The following is a 15,349-nucleotide window of genomic DNA, read 5'->3' on the forward strand; positions in this document are numbered from 1 at the left end:
TTTTCAGGACGTTATCGCAATCGCAGGCAGAGATTTGGTTTGCGCTTAAACCTAATTGCTGGCTTGCTGAACTACGAACTGGCACATGCCTCCTGATTCATGCAGGAGGTCTATTGGTGTCACAAAGGGCCACCTGCTGCTGTGGTGAAAGCGGTGGCGGTTGAGTACGAAACGCCAGAAGGATTGCGCGGATTTGAAATGTGGCGATAGAGGCAATTTTAGCAGGTCGCGATGACTCCACTTCTACGGCGATCGCCAGCGCCGGTTATTAATCCTTCCGAATTTTCCATGACACTATGAACGCCACCAAAAAACATATTCTTCTGTTTCCAAAAAATAAATTTATTACTACCTGGAAGCATCAGATTTTTAAGTTCTTCTTCGCTAAAGCCGGGTTCAAGATTAAAAATATCACTTTCCCAATGAACGCGAGGATGATTTACTGCTGCATCAACGTCCATTTTAAAATCAATAATATTAGAAATAACTTGTAAAATTGCAGTTCTAATTCGATTCGAGCCACCAGAACCTAAAACAATCTCTGGTTGATTATTCTTAAGTACAATAGTCGGAGCCATCATTGAAGAAATCCGCGTATTTTCTTCCCAGTTATGAAATCCATGCGGATTTAAATCGGCTTCTCCTAGCATATTATTCAGCATAATCCCAGTTCCCGGAATCACATAAGAAGAACCCTCTCCGTTGGAAGTGGTAACACTCGCCGCATTACCTTCGCTATCAACCACACTGATATGAGTAGTGCTTCCCCATTTATTGACAACTTCAGTTAATTGACCTTCATAAATAGCCAAATGTTCAGATGATAAAAAAGTTTGGGCAATATCTTCTGTATGAGTATAAGCGTCATATCTATCCGTTCTGGCTTCATTGGTTAGGCGCATCACATGAGCTAATATTTCTAAATGGCGAGAACTGCCAAACTCTATATTAGTTAAATCAACTTTTGAAAGCAGTTCTAAAGCAAAAGCAATCAGAATGCCGCCAGAACTGGGTGGAGGATTGGTTAAGAAGGTGTTCCCCCGGTAATTCATCACCAGAGGCTTTCTCTCGATTACTCGATAATTCTTAAGGTCTTCTAAGGTTAAATAACCTCCATAATCTTGGCAATCCTTGACTAAGCGTTGGGCAATTTCACCCTCGTAAAATTCTCTAATTCCACTTTCAGATAAATAAGTTAACGTATCGGCAAAATCACTCATCAAAACTGTTCCTCCAGGCTGGACAAGTTTCCCCTCTGGGGCAAAAACCTGCTGCATCTCTTTAGAGCCAAGCAGCATGGGGCTGAGGATTGTCAAACAGTAATAGGTAAAATCGTTTAGTTCGACACCCGTTTTTGCATAACGGATTGCCGGTTCAGCAACCACCTTAAAAGGTAATCTACCTAATTTCTGATGAACGTGGAAAACGCCCTTGAGGTTGCCTGGAACAGCCATTGAACCAAGCCCAATATGGAACTCTTGAACTGCATCACCAAAATTAATTGCAACTGGATAAAAATTAAGCTGTTCCTGACTTCTTTTGTATCGTGGTGTTTGAGAAAAGAAGTCAAACAAAGTATTTTGATTATCCTGAGTATGGGCTAAAAGAAACCCACCACCCCCCGCAGATGTCAGGGCAGTTTCGGTAACGCAAGAGGCTAGGATTGCAGCCGCCGCTGCATCAAATGCGTTCCCCCCTAATTGGAGCATCTCAATTCCAGCTTCGGCTGTTTTTTGATGTCCAGCAGCAATAACACCGTGAGTTTTTTTATACATAAATATTGAGTACGAAAAGCTAGAGTGAATAGAAGCTAGGTTCTCAGTATGTAGGGCAATCGCGCTTTCTTATATTTGCATGATGAGAGTGCCACGAGCGCCGGATCGCGATTGAATATAATAAAATTGGCAGGACAAACGAAATGATATTACCGACTTTACTAGAGATCGAGGATTCTATCTGTGCCTTATGCCTCGAAAAACAACAGTGGTTGCTGAAAGGTATCCCTTGGTAAGGGTAAAACAGGAAATCTACACAAGATAAACTCGTTGATTTAAAACACATGAAAAACTACCTGAGAGGGCTAGCACTCCAAGCATCTCAGCAGAAATCGCGGAAATCGATGAGGACTTGCCGTTGCTGAAATAGATGGTTTAGCAACCCGGAGAGATTCAGAGAAGCGATCGCTCTCAGCTTGGATGAGGGTGCATCCAGGTAGCGATCGCTTCCCTAAGATGTGCTTCGGGGAATCCTTGCAGCTAGGGTTTAGCGTTTTTATTAATTTTTTTATCTAAGTTAGATGAATTTTTTCATCCTGTCTATAACATTACATTTGGACTTCAATCCCTAACGTATACAAAAATCAGGAATTATACCCGATGGAAACTCAATTATTCAACACTCATATTGAAGATTCGCATATTCTCTTAACTCCAAATGAAGTTAAATCAAAATTACCTTTAACAGATGAGGCAGAAAAAACCGTTTTAAACTTTAGGAATGAAATAGAGGATATCCTAGATGGGAAAGATAGTCGAAAATTTATTGTAGTTGGCCCTTGTTCTATCCATGATATAAAGTCGGCTGAAGAATACGCCTATAGGCTAAAAAATCTCTCCGATCGAGTGAACGATAAGCTGCTGCTGATCATGAGAGTGTATTTTGAAAAACCAAGGACTACTGTGGGATGGAAAGGATTAATTAACGATCCGGATATGGATGATTCTTTCCACATAGAAAAGGGTTTATTAACTGCACGGAGTTTATTAATCAAAATAACTGAATTGGGATTACCTGCTGCTACAGAAGCTCTCGATCCTATAGTCCCACAATATATTGGCGAATTGATTGCATGGTCGGCGATTGGGGCACGCACAACCGAATCGCAAACTCACCGCGAAATGGCAAGCGGACTTTCAATGCCTGTAGGTTTTAAAAATGGTACTGATGGTAGCGTTCAAGTCGCTTTAAATGCTCTGGAATCAGCTAGAAAACCTCACCATTTTCTAGGGATTAATGCAACGGGACAGGTGAGCATTTTTAAAACGAAAGGAAATGCTTATGGTCATATTATTTTACGGGGCGGTGCCAAACAGCCTAACTTTGATGCTGCAAATGTAAAAATTGCGGAGGAAAAATTAAAAGCAGCTAATTTACCTCCAAAAATTGTCATTGACTGTAGTCACGGAAATTCAAATAAAGACTATAAAAAACAGTCAGCAGTTTTTGAAAATGTTATTCAACAAATATTGGAGGGAAATGCTTCTATCGTTGGCATGATGCTGGAATCAAATTTGTACGAAGGCAATCAACCTATTCCTAGCCAATTAGAAGAATTAAAATACGGTGTTTCGGTAACAGATAAATGTATTAATTGGGAGGAAACAGAAAGAATTATTTTAGCTGCCTACGAGAAGCTAAAGTAAAAAAGCAGTTTTTTAAGAGTGAGAACTGACAAGTCAGCGCAACGCTCTCGCCTGTGCTTGTAGTATCGGTGAAGGTAGTTTCACCGATACTAAAACTAAGTGTTTTCTCCTTCTACTTGGAATGGATGTTCCCCTACACCTAGCTGCTTTTTTGAATCTTCTAACTGTTTCCAAAGCATTTCAAGGTCTTGGAAAGCTTTCTCTAGAGGAATTTTGCCATTGCTTGCCAGACAACTGATATAAGTTGCTTTTTGAGCAAATTCTTGTAGATTTGCATTAAAAACTAAATTTTCTGGTTTTACATCGCCATAGTAACGGCTGTGAGAATATATAAAATTGGAAGTTACTAACATTTTATTTATCTCCGCTTGTGAAATTCTGTATCTTAATTCTTACTATGCACTGCAATCTCTGTCGGGATAAGTGATAGCTGTCTACAAAAAAAGTGACGCATATCAACCTTATGAGTGATGAAACTAATCAATAAGAGTTAAAGTCGCATTCGATTGAGTGACAGCAATCTCAATAAATGCGATCGCTATCTTCCGCTTATGTGATGCAAATCACAAGAAGCAGCTCCTTTGTATTTTGCTCGTGGCAAATTTTAGACAAAGCGATCGCAAAGTAGCATCCCAGAAACCCTAAGAATCACGGGTGCTACTTTACCAATTTTGTTCAGTGAGTGACGAGATCGTTTTCCCCAGCTCTGGACTAAACTAGCGATCGCACAAACTTATCTAATCTGTCCATGCCTTTCTCAATCGAGGTCATATCCGTCGCGTAAGATAAACGGATGTGGTCATCGGCACCAAAAGCAATCCCTGGAATGGCAGCAACTTGCTGAGATTCTAGTAAAGCATCACAGAATTCTAGAGAAGTTAAACCCGTCTTGCCGATATTAATGAACAAATAGAAAGCACCGTCAGGCTTGGCACAACTGAGTCCAGAAATAGCGTTGAGACGCTCTAACATTACCTGTCGCCGTTCGGCAAAGGCGAGGCGCATTTGTTCCACGCACTCTTGAGAACCTTCCAAGGCAGCGATCGCGCCAAATTGTGCAAAAGTACACACATTCGAGGTGCTGTGCCCTTGGATGGTACTCATTGTTTTAATCAATTTTACGGGACCCGCGAGATAACCAATTCGCCAACCCGTCATTGAGTAAGCTTTTGCAAACCCATTGCTAATGAGGGTGCGCTCAAAAATCTCTGATCCCAGCGAACCAATACTAATCTGTTGCGCTCCATCATAGATAATCTTTTCGTAAATCTCATCGGAGACAACCAGAATATCTTTCTCTACCACCACCTCTGCCAATGCTGCCAACTCTGCTGGCGTATAGACGATGCCGGTGGGATTAGAAGGGGAATTGAGGACAAAGAGCTTCGTCCGTTCGGTACAAGATGAGCGGAGTTGCTCCGGCGTAATTTTATAGCCGGTGGAGGCATCTGTCTGCACAATCACCGGAGTCCCACCCGCTAGAACCACCATATCCGGATAACTGAGCCAGTAGGGAGCGGGGATAATCACCTCATCCCCCGCCTCAATCAGCGCCATGTGCAGGTTATAGAGGGAATGTTTGCCACCGTTGGTAACGATGACATTTTCAGCCATGTAGCTGAGTCCATTATCAGTTTGTAGCTTGTGAGCGATCGCTTGCCTTAACTTCGGTTCCCCCGCCGCTGGCCCGTACTTGGTCTTGCCCTCGTCTAGCGCTTTTTGGGCAGCGACTTTGATATGCGTCGGGGTATCGAAATCCGGTTCCCCAGCACTCAAACTACAAACATCCATTCCTTCTGCCTTCATCGCCTTGGCTTTAGCTGCGATCGCCAATGTTAAAGAAGGCTGTACTTGCTCCACTCGTGCTGCCAGCTTCATCCTTACCCCACTCTTGAGACTAACTTAGAGAGCCGTTGCCAAAGTAACTTAGCTTGTGCGATCGCGTTGCGCTGACTTGCCAGTTCGCTCTTGGTAACTCTCTAGTCTTTCAGAGTAGCCTGCAATCAGGCTCCAGGTTGGCATTTTTTTTACTTTTTAAACGAATTCCTTGTTTTTACCTGCATCCTGACAATTAACCACTAAGGCACAAAGACACTCAGGAAACACAAAGTTTTCCATTTTAGTGTCGTTGTACCTTAGAGGTTCTTTGAAAACACGCTTTGGCGCTTATGGATCTGGATAAACAGACCCCGCGCTCAAGCAATGGTTACATCTGGTGAGAGATAAACATCTTGGATGGCGTTAAATAGCTTCACTCCTTCCTCAAACGGACGCTGGAAGGTTTTACGACCGGAAATCAATCCAGTACCCCCAGCCCGTTTGTTAATGACGGCGGTGCGGATTGCTTCGGCAAAGTCGTTTTTACCCGACGCACCTCCGGAATTAATCAATCCAGCGCGACCAGAGTAGCAATTCAGCACCTGGTAGCGAGTGAGGTCAATCGGATGGTCGGTCGTTAGGTCGGTGTAAACTCGATCGTGGGTTTTGCCGTAACTTTGACCTGCGGCTTTGGCAACCGCAGCATATCCGTTGTTGCATTCAGGCAGCTTTTGTTTAATGATGTCTGCTTGAATGGTCACGCCCAAGTGGTTCGCCTGAGCCGTGAGATCTCCTGCCAGGTGATAGTCTTTGTCTTGCTTAAAAGCGTTGTTCCGGAGATAGCACCAAAGGATGGTTGCCATCCCATATTCGTGGGCGAGTTCAAAAGCTTGGCTGACTTCCTGAATTTGGCGGGTAGATTGATCTGAACCAAAGTAAATCGTTGCCCCGACCGCAGTTGCCCCCAAATTCCATGCTTGCTCGATAGAGGCAAACATTATCTGGTCGAATTGATTGGGGTAAGTGAGCAGTTCGTTGTGGTTAATCTTGAGAATGAAGGGGATTTTGTGGGCATACTTGCGAGAAACCATGCCCAAAACGCCCAGCGTGGTAGCAACGGCATTGCAACCGGCAGCGATCGCGAGTTTGACGATATTCTCAGGATCGAAATACATCGGGTTGGGTGCAAAAGAAGCACCCGCTGAGTGTTCGATGCCTTGGTCTACTGGCAGGATGGAAAGATAGCCAGTATTGGCTAAACGCCCGGTTGAATAGAGTTGCTGGAGACTCCGCAGCACTTGCGGGTTGCGATCGCTAGCAGCAAAAATTCGGTCTACAAAATCAGGCCCTGGCAGATGCAGTAAATCTTTAGAAATCTTCGCTTTGTGAGTCAGAAGGTCTTCTGCTTCTTGACCAAGATTCGACTCTAGAAAACTGGGCATAGATAGCGTAGTAGTCATAGCCGTTTTCCTAAAAACTTGAGTTTTGGTGAGCAGTACTGATGCAGGGAAGAGGGGTAATCAATCAAAAGTTTTGTTAGAGTAGCGCGTGTTTAATTCTGAGTTTTGAGTTTAAAATGCTTTATTCAAAACTCATCACTCCAATTCCAATTACCACCCGTCTTTAATCAACGAGAGAACTATCCTTAAAAGCTAGCGTACCGCTTCAAGTTTCAACTTGCTCTTTTGGTGGAAATCCGTGCTGTTCTCTACCCGGTGGCCCGTCGTACTTCTTTGATGTTTTGTAAAGTTCAAAGCGCCCATCAGCAGCATAGGTTGCATAACGCGATCGCACGGCTTGCATTTCCTCTGGAGTCATCGGCGTGAAACCCCTGGCAATATTCAAGTTCTGGCGCAGCACTTGTAGCGAGTCAATCCCACTCACTGTCGTCGCCACGGGAAGACTCATGGCATAGCGTAACGCTTCTTGAACGGTGACAACGCCTGCTTTAATCGGTTCGCCCTCACCGCCGAGACTTTTCATGCCAATGGCGGCAATCCCGCGCTTGTTGAGTTCTGGGAGAACTTGTTTCTCAAAGCTGCGAAAGCTGGCATCAAAACAATTTAGCGGCAGTTGCACCGTATCAAAGGGGTAATCATAGGAAAGCATTTTCAGGTGAATTGCCGGATCTTTGTGACCTGTAAAGCCAACAAACCGAACTTTACCCTGCTGCTTGGCTTCATCTAAAGCCTCGATAACACCCCCTTTGGCGAAATGCCTTTCCGGGTCGTTGTCGTAAACAACTTCGTGAACTTGCCATAAGTCGATATAATCCGTCTTCAGACGCCGCAAAGATTGCTCTAGTTGCTGCATGGCGACTTTGCGATCGCGTCCGTGGGTACAAACTTTGGTCATCACAAAAGCTTTATCCCGCCGCCCTTGCAGCGCCTTCCCCAGCCGTTGTTCGCTGACACCTTCGTTATATTCCCAGGCGTTGTCCATAAAGGTGACACCCGCATCCAGCGCTTCTTGAACAATCCGAATCGCTTCGGGTTCGTTGGGAACTCCCAAGTGAAAGCCGCCGAGTGTCAGCGCGGAAACTTCTACGCCAGTGCGTCCGAGTTTTCGGCGGGGAATCTCGCCTGCTTTGATGGGCGTCGCCTGGGAAGTTGGCGATAGATTCGTTTCAGCATTGACTTGTTGGTGTGGGTGTAGCAAAATCCGATCGGCGATCGCGACTCCAGCTCCCAAAACGCCGAGTCGTTGCAGAAACTGCCTGCGCTTCCAGTTCAGAATTTCTTGGCGACGATTCTGGGCTGCGGTATCATCATGTGCATCTGGCATGAACTGACCCTGCTGATTTCTTTTATTTCTTCCTAGAATTAATATTTTTGTTAGTGTATTTCACCCGTCTCTAGATAGGTTATTCACTTCTCTTAAAAATCCAATTTATTAAGGCTTAACCTTTTTTTCAGGTGATTCCTAACAAATATGCTTTTCCAATGCACCGCCGCACTCGTCACTTTAGCAACCGTTGACCTTGAAGTTCTAGTGCTTTTCTATACCAATCTGCTCAACCAAAACCCAAATCCCTACATCCCGAATATTTACGCTGAATTTCAGTTGCCTGGATTTCGCTTAGGAATTTTCAGACCTAAAGAAACGCACTTATCAGAGTTTGAATCAGCTAAAAGTGGAATGAGCTTGTGTTTAGAAGTGACTGACTTAGAAGGGGCAATTTCTCACCTAACTGCCCTCGGATACCCACCCCCAGGAGAAATTTTTATCGCTTCTCATGGCAGAGAAGTCTATGCTTACGATCCCGTAGGAAATCGTTTAATTCTTCACCAAGCATTTACTATTTGTTAGAATTTTCACTTAGCTTTGAGGAAAAAGCATCGCTTGAAGATTTTAAATTTGCATGACTTAAAATTATCAAATAGTCGGTAAACTTAGATTTTTAAATCTAAATTTTAAACACGATTACTTGAGGTAAACGGCTAAGTCAGAAAAGCTACAAAAACTATAGATTAGTAACAGGATGGCGAGAATCTGCATCACGCGCAAATGGGGCGAGGGCATGAGAGTTTCGCGTACCCACATTGACATCGCAGCTCCAATGGCATAGCTTGAACTTAAAAGCAGATAAGGCCAGTCTTTGGTAATTTCCCAGCTCATCAGCAAGCCGATAGCTAACCCGGTCATCAGCAACTCAACGAACCAAGGTGGATTGTACTGGCTAGAAAAAACTAAAGTGCGCCACCAAAATTGTATAGGTCTCATCGATCGGTTGTTATTTTTTAAAAGAGCCATTAACGATTAACTAACGGTTAATCGTTAATAAAAAAATCAATCTGGGACTACTAGTTAAGATAATCAAAATTAAACAGTTTGGCTATCTACTTAGAGGTGCATCTGGAGGAGTTCCAGGGAAAATCTGCTGATTGTGCTGTTGTAAGTCAGCGATCGCTTCTTGTGTCTCAACTTGGGGAAATGCCTCATAGAAGCGACTGACACTGAGGAAAGGATCGGGTGTTTGGAGAATAATCACGCGATCGCTCCAAGATAATAGCCAATCGCCTAATCCTATCGGTGCCACCGGACTACAAACCCAAACCGCAGCAGGTTCTTGGGCTTTCAAAGCGTAAGCGGCGGCTGCCATTGTCATGCCGGTAGCAATGCCATCGTCAATCAAAATAGCGATCGCACCGCGAGGATTCACGGATAAGCAGCTAGGAGAAAGCTGACTGTAGAGCGCCGCAGCTTTTTCTTGGGCTTGGTGCAACGCCGCTTCCCGTAGCTGATTATTTTCGGGATCTTTCCGCGATCGCTTTGCCTGGTACCAGATAACGTGCCCATCTGACGTGACGGCACCAATCGCCAGTTCTGGATTTTCAGGACGGGTAATTTTTTTAGCGACAACGATATCCACCGCGCAACCCAGACAGCGTGCTACCGGCACAGCTACCGGAATGCCGCCGCGAGGCAGTGCATAAACGATCGGCTGAACGCTCAAGCCTTGAGCCTGGAGCTGCTTAATCTCTGCCAGAATAGGCTGAGCTAGCTGCTCGCCAGCAGTAATGCGATCGCGGAAAATTGGGGCTGATGACATGGCACCCTCCAGAAGTTGGCAGTGCGCTCGCCTCTATAATGGCTGATTTTCGCCAGATAAGGCAGAAATCGAGAGTCCATCCAAAGTATGAACTATCAAAGGGCAAGTGTGAACCCACCTTCAGCCTAAGAGTAACCGCAAGCTCAAAGGGCGTAAGCCTCACGCTGATTTAAGTCGGAAGAGCGACCTTCCGGCTTAGGTCAGCAAAGTGTCAATATTGTTAGGATTATTTCGGAAAAACCATAGACTATCCGCCAAATTCATGCCAAGCGAAGACCAACTCAGCCTTTTTGACACTTCAGGGATTAGCGAATCTACCACAGCCCAGCCTCAAGCACTAGAACTGATTCCGACAAGTGCCAAAATTCCTATTCCTGCTGGCACCTATCAAACAATGGCTCAGATGGCTGAGCATTGCAACCAATGCTATCGCTGTCAATTGGGCGAAACCCGCACAAACGCTGTAGTTGGACGCGGCAATCTCCAGGCACCCATCATGATTGTGGGGGAAGCGCCCGGTCAAAATGAAGACGAACAAGGCAAACCATTTGTCGGTAAATCGGGTCAGTTGCTAGATAAAATACTCGCGTCGGTGCAGCTAGATCCCGAACAGGACGTCTACATTGCCAATATTAATAAGTGCCGTCCCCCCGCTAATCGGGTTCCCACCCCCGATGAAATCGCTGCTTGCAAACCGTATCTATTAGAACAGATCCGCATGGTAGACCCGAAAATTATCCTATTGACGGGCGCTACAGCAGTGAAAGGATTGACTGGCGATAAAAGAGGCATTACTAAGATTCGCGGCACTTGGATCGAGTGGGAAGGACGCCTGTGTATGCCGATTCTCCATCCAGCCTACCTGCTGCGGAATCCTGCCCGTGAAGCGGGCAGCCCCAAATGGTTAATGTGGCAGGATATTCAAGCGGTGCGGGCAAAGTTGGATGAAATCCGCAGTTCTCCAGGCTAATGTTGTCGGTTTACACGAGTCCTTCCTGTTCTAGGGTTTCAATCAGCTGAAGACCTCTGGGATCGCCGACTCTCAAAAGCGCAGCTTTTGCATCTTCTCGGACACCCATCTCTTCATCTTCTGCAAATGCCTCAATTAATCCATCAATGGCACCCGCGTAGACGGCATTAGAAGGCATTTCGCGGCAGAGTTGTCCTAACGACCAAGCACAGTTGCTACGGACGGCGGCGATCGGGTCTTGCCTTAGAGCTTCAATCAGGGGTGGAATTGATGCCACAATGGCTTCGTAGCCCAGTTCAGCCATTTGAGCTAACCCACTGGCTGCCCACAGACGCACGGCAGAAATATCGGTTTTTAAGGCGTCGGTGAGAGGTTCTAACGAGCGGCGATCGCGGCAGTTTCCCAAAGCCCAAACAACACCTTTGCGGACGTAGCCATTCCAATCGTTGTTGAGCTGGGTTATCAACGGCACTACGGCTGTAGAACTGGGATTGCGCCCCAGTCCATAAGCAGCACTCACCCGCAGCAACGGGCAGGGGTCACTCAGCAAGTGAATTAAATGAGGAATCGCTCGTTCATCCTGGAGTTCGCAGAAAGCTCGTGCTGCTAGCATCCGTTGCTGCGTTCCAGGAGCCGTTAACAGTGCCAGCATCGCATCTGGATCTGGTTTAGGTTGGCTCTCTGCGTCGGCATCAAGCGGCTCTATTTGATCCAGAGGGCTTTCTAGCTCTATCTCTGGATCGAGTAAGCTCAAATCGTCATCGTCGTCATACATATTTGAATAAAGTACCACTACCGCTCCCATTCCTCTAGTCTCTACTGGCAATGCCTGCTTGAGAGAGGCACGAAAGTTAAGAAAACTAACATTATGAGTTGCTAGACCCGATCAAAAAGTTGAATTTGGTATAGTACACGACACCAAGAGCCTTCTATTGTGATCCTTGATAACAGGGGGAGTAATGTGACAGACCACCTAGAGCCATATCGCCGGATGGTTCGTTCCATTCGATTCGTTCCCGCCTTGGGACCTACCCACCAATCTCAGCAGCCGGTGATGCCATTGCCGCAGGTCAATTTATCACCGTCAGTGCCATCTACCCCTCAACCTGCCCCTCAACCTGCCCCTCAACCTGCCCTCGATCCGTCCGAACACGTTAGCGGCTTGGTGCGAGAGGCAGTCTCGAAACCGACGGTGCTTCCCGTGACCTATGCGATCGCGGAAAATCTCGGCGATCGCATCAGCCGACTGACTGCTGCCAAACCAACGCGATCGCAACCGCCGGAAATTATAGCATTCAAAATTCCCCAGCCTGACCCCAACTGGAAGCCTGCCCCTCCAGTACCTGGTTGGGAGCAGCCAGTAGACGCGAGTTCTACGGCTCCCTCAGATGTCGCGGCACCGGAAGTTGAGTCACCATCCAGCTCAGTGCCAGGGACAGAAGCCCAAACTCCAGTCTCGGCACCGGAAGTTGAGTCATCACCCAGTTCAGTGCCAGAGACGGAAGCAGCACCCATTCCCGAACCCGTCAAGGAGACGCCCAGCGCCCTTCCAGAAGCAATATCTGAAACTCCAACGGCGGCACCGGAAGTGTCAGTTCAACCGACTGAGGAGACGACTGCTGCTGAGGCTGAGTCGCCAGAGGCGATCGCGCCGATAGAGGAACCAGAAGATACCCAAAAACCCTCTTTATTAGACAGGGCGGCGGCGGCGCTTCAGGCGGTGGTATCTGTTTTCGACAAGCCAGATGCCGACCAAAAAGAGCCTGCTGTAGAACCAGCACCTCCAGTCGAAGCCGAAATATCAGCGGCTACATCCGTTCCAGTCGAAGAGATCCCCAGCGAATCGGAAGTCGAAACCGAAACACCAACAGCCGAAGCTCCAGTGTCAGTTCAACCAGACGAGGAGACGGCTGCTGAGTCTTCGGAGGAAGCGATCGCTCCCAAGGATGAACCAGACGCCCCTCAACCAACTTTATTAGATAGAGCTGCATCAGCGCTTGAAGCAGTGGTATCTGTTTTCAACCAGCAACCAGAAGCAGACGACCAGAACGAACCCGCGGTAGAATCAGCACCCGCAGCCGTCCCAGAAGCCCAAGCAATAGAAACACCTCAGATTAACTGTCCAAAATGCGGCGCTACTGAGGTTCGGAAAAATGGGCACTATAAAAACAAGCAAAGATATGTTTGTAAAGACTGTGGGAAACAGTTTGTTGCCGCTGATGCTGGTGAAGAAGCCGAGCCACAAACGCAGACAAAGCCTGCTGTAACATCTGAAGCTCAGGCATTGCCAAAGACGCACAGCATTCCTGCCGTACCGGAAAAAACTTCTAAGGGCAAAGGGAAGAAACAGGCAAAAGGTTTTGGACGACCCAAAACAAAATAGCTTGCTTGGTCTTCCTTATGGCTGCGGTGTCTCAGGAAACAGCGGTTTCAGCATCCACAAAGACTGGGTTTGGTAGCCGAGGCTGCGGTAAAGATTCAACGCGGGTTGATTGGTTTGAAAGACTTGCAGACCCATTTGGCGATCGCCTCTTGCCCGCGCCCAGTCTTCGGCATGATTGACCAAAGCTTTTCCTATGCCACGTCGGCGGTGTTCTGGCAAGACATAGAGTAAAAAAATGTGGGCATGGCGATCGCCTGTCACCTGATCCACAGCATTTCCCAACCAAAGACAAGCTACTTGGGAAGGATGATGAACGGATGAGCCAGGAATTGAAGAATCTGTTTCTTCCTTTTTTCTTCCTTCTTCCTTTAGTTCGACCCACCACAAAGGCGTTTTTTTAGAAAAGTATTGCTCAACCGTTTCCGCTAGATGAGAAAAATCTTTTTGTTCTGGAAAAAGCTCCTGGTAAGTCAGCTGCATGAATTTCACGAGACTTGCTCGATTCAGACTCGATCCTTCGCGCAGCTGATACCCCGGCAATAACAGACAAGGCATTTTAGACTATCGATTTTAGATTGGAGGTCAATCCTAAATCCATCATTTCTAAGCCAAAATCAGATGCCGGTGCCTGAGCGTGTTCTCCAGGAGGATTGACTTCCTCAATAGGTGCGGGTGCTGCCATGTCAGAGGGTAAAAAGATGCGGGCGCTAACTGCCACCAGCGCCACAAAAAAGATCAACACCACGATCAATGGAACAATGTACTGACGAAAGATAGCCATAGAGAAAGACTTTTCTAAGAATTGTGTTTAAGATTTGTTAAGCTCTCTGTTTCTATCCTACAACTGTTGAGAGTCATCGTCTTCATCATCTAGTACCTCTCTAGGCATTTCTGGCACGGAACGCGAATTCCAGGGAGCAAAAATAGGCAGCAGCAGTAATCCAGGCAAGGCAGCGGCGATGCTAATTAGGAAAAAGGAAGGCCAACCAGTGGCTTCTGCGATTCGACCCGCTGGGGCAACTAAAATATCGCGGCTGACTGCCATCAAGCTGGAGAGTAACGCATACTGTGTTGCCGAGAAGCGCTGGTTACAAAGACTCATCAAAAAGGCTACAAAAGCGGCATTTCCGAGTCCAGCACAAAAGTTTTCAATATTAATAGTCAGTACAAGTAACTGATAGTTTTTCCCGACTTGTGCAAGGAGAAAATAAGCAAAATTACTCACTGCTTGCAAAGCACCAAATACCCAAAGTGAGCGATTAATACCGATTTTGCTAAGAATTGCACCGCCTGAAAGAGCGCCAACAATGCTTGCCAATAATCCCATGCCGCCCTGAATTGCACCAACTTCTGCGGAAGAGAAGTTTAAGCCGGTCTTTTCCAACAAAAAGGGCGTGGACATATTATTAACAAGCGCGTCACCCAGTTTGTAGAGAACAATGAAAACTAGAATCAAAAATCCTTGGCTCTGACCATTGCGTTGAAAGAATTCAATAAATGGCAAAGACACCGCTTCTGATAAGGAATCGGGTGGGCGATCGCGCTGTATGGGTTCCGGTGCCCAAATTGAACTCACGAACCCAATTGCCATCAACAGCGACATCAACAAGTAAACTGTAGGCCAAGACAATTTTTCCGCTAAAATCAGCGCCAAACCACCCGTAATCAGCAAGGCAATGCGATATCCTAAAACAAAAATCGCTGCCCCGGCTCCCATTTCCCGTTCTTCCAGGACATCCGTGCGATAGGCGTCAACGGCGATGTCTTGAGTCGCGCTGAAAAAGGCAATCAGTAAAGCATTGACGGCTAACAGTTGCAAAGCTTGGGAGGGCTTTTGGAGCGCCATTGCTGCGATCGCTAACAACAATGCCGCTTGCGTCAGAACTAGCCAGCCACGACGACGCCCCAGAAACGGCGGCACAAAGCGGTCGAGTAAGGGCGACCAAATAAACTTGAGCGAGTAGGGCAAACCTACCAAGCTGAACAACCCAATCGCACTTAAATTCACGTTCTCGACTGTCATCCAGGCTTGCAACGTCTTACTCGTCAAGAACAAGGGCAAACCTGACGCAAAGCCCAGAAACAAAAGAGCCGCCATCTTGCGGCTTTGAAAAACTTGAAAAAAAGATTGGGTTGCTTTCACGACTGACAAAGGCTCCTTACGAACTTTGAGTCATTAGTTTGCTGTCCTTGGTAGTGGGTAA

At 46.6% G+C, this 15,349-nt stretch carries 14 protein-coding genes and 3 pseudogenes; 6 read left to right on the forward strand and 11 right to left on the reverse strand.

Annotation, left to right across the window (positions count from 1 at the left end):
• Both H6F52_RS25475 and H6F52_RS26435 read left to right on the forward strand, forming a co-directional pair.
• A pseudogene (locus tag H6F52_RS25475) lies at positions 1-96 on the forward strand (IS5/IS1182 family transposase); the annotation flags it as partial.
• Between the two features lie 3 nt (positions 97-99).
• Positions 100-210: pseudogene (locus tag H6F52_RS26435) on the forward strand (acylphosphatase); the annotation flags it as partial.
• An 8-nt stretch (positions 211-218) separates the two neighbouring features.
• Here H6F52_RS26435 and ggt read toward each other — a convergent pair.
• The gene (gene ggt, locus H6F52_RS11950) at positions 219-1,775 is read right to left on the reverse strand and encodes a gamma-glutamyltransferase (protein ID WP_190534868.1); all 1,557 of its coding nucleotides are present in this window, start codon (positions 1,773-1,775) and stop codon (positions 219-221) included.
• Between the two features lie 600 nt (positions 1,776-2,375).
• On the opposite strand from ggt, the gene H6F52_RS11955 reads away from it, so the two are divergent.
• The gene (locus H6F52_RS11955) at positions 2,376-3,422 is read left to right on the forward strand and encodes a 3-deoxy-7-phosphoheptulonate synthase (protein ID WP_190534871.1); all 1,047 of its coding nucleotides are present in this window, start codon (positions 2,376-2,378) and stop codon (positions 3,420-3,422) included.
• Between the two features lie 95 nt (positions 3,423-3,517).
• Here the strand turns inward: H6F52_RS11955 and H6F52_RS11960 are convergent, their stop codons facing one another.
• From H6F52_RS11960 to H6F52_RS11975, 4 genes are all read right to left on the reverse strand, one after another.
• Complete coding sequence (locus H6F52_RS11960) at positions 3,518-3,775, reverse strand: hypothetical protein (protein WP_190534874.1); 258 nt, start codon at positions 3,773-3,775, stop codon at positions 3,518-3,520.
• A 358-nt stretch (positions 3,776-4,133) separates the two neighbouring features.
• Positions 4,134-5,300, reverse strand: a complete 1,167-nt coding sequence (locus tag H6F52_RS11965; protein ID WP_190534877.1) for a pyridoxal phosphate-dependent aminotransferase — start codon at positions 5,298-5,300, stop codon at positions 4,134-4,136.
• A gap of 317 nt (positions 5,301-5,617) precedes the next feature.
• A complete protein-coding gene (locus H6F52_RS11970; RefSeq protein WP_190534881.1) occupies positions 5,618-6,700 on the reverse strand; it encodes a class I fructose-bisphosphate aldolase in 1,083 nt (360 codons plus the stop codon).
• A gap of 205 nt (positions 6,701-6,905) precedes the next feature.
• Positions 6,906-8,024: an aldo/keto reductase gene (locus H6F52_RS11975; RefSeq protein ID WP_190534885.1), complete on the reverse strand. Its 1,119-nt coding sequence runs from the start codon at positions 8,022-8,024 to the stop codon at positions 6,906-6,908.
• A 147-nt stretch (positions 8,025-8,171) separates the two neighbouring features.
• Between H6F52_RS11975 and H6F52_RS11980 the strand changes: the two genes are divergently transcribed.
• Entirely contained in the window at positions 8,172-8,549 is a 378-nt protein-coding gene (locus H6F52_RS11980) for a VOC family protein (RefSeq protein ID WP_190534888.1), read from the forward strand.
• Between the two features lie 114 nt (positions 8,550-8,663).
• On the opposite strand, the gene H6F52_RS11985 is transcribed toward H6F52_RS11980, so the two are convergent.
• Positions 8,664-8,963, reverse strand: a complete 300-nt coding sequence (locus H6F52_RS11985; protein WP_190410594.1) for a hypothetical protein — start codon at positions 8,961-8,963, stop codon at positions 8,664-8,666.
• 112 nt (positions 8,964-9,075) lie between these two features.
• The gene (locus tag H6F52_RS11990; protein WP_190534890.1) at positions 9,076-9,792 is read right to left on the reverse strand and encodes a phosphoribosyltransferase family protein; all 717 of its coding nucleotides are present in this window, start codon (positions 9,790-9,792) and stop codon (positions 9,076-9,078) included.
• Between the two features lie 262 nt (positions 9,793-10,054).
• Between H6F52_RS11990 and H6F52_RS11995 the strand changes: the two genes are divergently transcribed.
• On the forward strand, positions 10,055-10,762 hold the full coding sequence (locus H6F52_RS11995; protein WP_190534893.1) for a uracil-DNA glycosylase: 708 nt from the start codon (positions 10,055-10,057) through the stop codon (positions 10,760-10,762).
• 10 nt (positions 10,763-10,772) lie between these two features.
• On the opposite strand, the gene H6F52_RS12000 is transcribed toward H6F52_RS11995, so the two are convergent.
• The gene (locus tag H6F52_RS12000) at positions 10,773-11,537 is read right to left on the reverse strand and encodes a HEAT repeat domain-containing protein (protein ID WP_190410906.1); all 765 of its coding nucleotides are present in this window, start codon (positions 11,535-11,537) and stop codon (positions 10,773-10,775) included.
• Between the two features lie 1,344 nt (positions 11,538-12,881).
• Here H6F52_RS12000 and H6F52_RS25755 point away from each other — a divergent pair.
• Positions 12,882-12,980: pseudogene (locus tag H6F52_RS25755) on the forward strand (IS1 family transposase); the annotation flags it as partial.
• Positions 12,981-13,160: 180 nt separating this feature from the next.
• Here the strand turns inward: H6F52_RS25755 and H6F52_RS12010 are convergent.
• Genes H6F52_RS12010 through H6F52_RS12020 form a run of 3 tightly spaced genes read right to left on the reverse strand, consistent with a single transcriptional unit; the run spans position 13,161 to position 15,243 of the window.
• The gene (locus tag H6F52_RS12010) at positions 13,161-13,700 is read right to left on the reverse strand and encodes a GNAT family N-acetyltransferase (protein ID WP_190429519.1); all 540 of its coding nucleotides are present in this window, start codon (positions 13,698-13,700) and stop codon (positions 13,161-13,163) included.
• Position 13,701: 1 nt separating this feature from the next.
• Positions 13,702-13,926, reverse strand: coding sequence for a hypothetical protein (locus H6F52_RS12015; RefSeq protein WP_190410932.1), 225 nt, complete (start codon positions 13,924-13,926; stop codon positions 13,702-13,704).
• Positions 13,927-13,983: 57 nt separating this feature from the next.
• Positions 13,984-15,243 carry an AmpG family muropeptide MFS transporter gene (locus H6F52_RS12020; protein ID WP_190535299.1) on the reverse strand — a complete coding sequence of 420 codons (1,260 nt, stop codon included), beginning with the start codon at positions 15,241-15,243 and terminating at the stop codon, positions 13,984-13,986.
• Between the last annotated feature and the right edge of the window lie 106 nt (positions 15,244-15,349).

This window comes from Coleofasciculus sp. FACHB-542, from assembly GCF_014695825.1.
Classification (GTDB): Bacteria; Cyanobacteriota; Cyanobacteriia; order Cyanobacteriales; family FACHB-T130; genus FACHB-T130.